Origin of the sequence: Streptomyces sp. MS191, from assembly GCF_008042125.1 — a bacterium.
Lineage (GTDB): Bacteria > Actinomycetota > Actinomycetes > Streptomycetales > Streptomycetaceae > Streptomyces.
In genome coordinates this window covers 1-664 of the sequence record NZ_RDBI01000141.1, presented here as the reverse complement: position 1 = coordinate 664, position 664 = coordinate 1, and the positions used below count along the sequence as shown (strand labels likewise).

1 protein-coding gene and 1 pseudogene are annotated in these 664 nt (G+C 73.3%); one reads left to right on the top strand and one right to left on the bottom strand.

Going from position 1 to position 664, the window contains the following annotated elements; genetic code table 11:
- Positions 1-208: pseudogene (locus EAO71_RS35775) on the top strand (TIGR03086 family metal-binding protein); the annotation flags it as partial.
- Positions 209-243: 35 nt separating this feature from the next.
- On the opposite strand, the gene EAO71_RS38055 reads toward EAO71_RS35775, so the two are convergent.
- On the bottom strand, positions 244-664 hold a 421-nt coding region (locus EAO71_RS38055), incomplete at its 5' end, for an SMI1/KNR4 family protein (RefSeq protein WP_187282966.1).

The following is a 664-nucleotide window of genomic DNA, read 5'->3' as shown; positions in this document are numbered from 1 at the left end:
GGACCTGGCGCGGGCCACGGGCCAGGACTACGCGGTGGAGGACGCGGAACTCGCCTCGTCGCAGGCGCTCCTGACACCGGCCGAGGACGCGCAGGGCGACGACGGCTTCTTCGGCCCGATCGTCCCCGTCCCGGACGACGCACCCCTGCTCGACCGGGTGATCGGTCTGAGCGGCCGTCGGCCGGACTGGCGGCCCCCGGCGTCCTGACGCGCGGGGCGGGGCGGTGGACCGCCCCGCCCGGCTCACCAGGGGGTCATGTAGTCCCGGTCGATCCACTCCGCGAACGACACCGGCCCGCCGTTCAGGAGCAGCGGAAGGATCAGGTCGCAGGTGGCCCGGCCGTCGAACCACATCGTGCCCCGGTGCGGGCCGGTGACCACGAGCAGGGTGCTGAAGCCGCAGCCGTGCTCCTGGATGTACACGGCGCCCGCCGTCTTGCGTTCCTGGTGCACCCCGTACTCGTTGTCCCAGTCGTCCCAGGCCGCCTGGAAGGCCGCGCCGTCGGCGAAGTCCTTCTCCAGCGGCTCGCGGTCGTCGAGGTCGTCCTCGTAGGCGCGGTAGGAGTCGGGGTGGGGGAAGTCCGTGCGGAGCAGGTCGTAGTTGGTGTCGGAGTCCCCGTCCCAGCCCCAGCCCGCCGCGTCGCGGCGGAGGCGGTTGATCCGG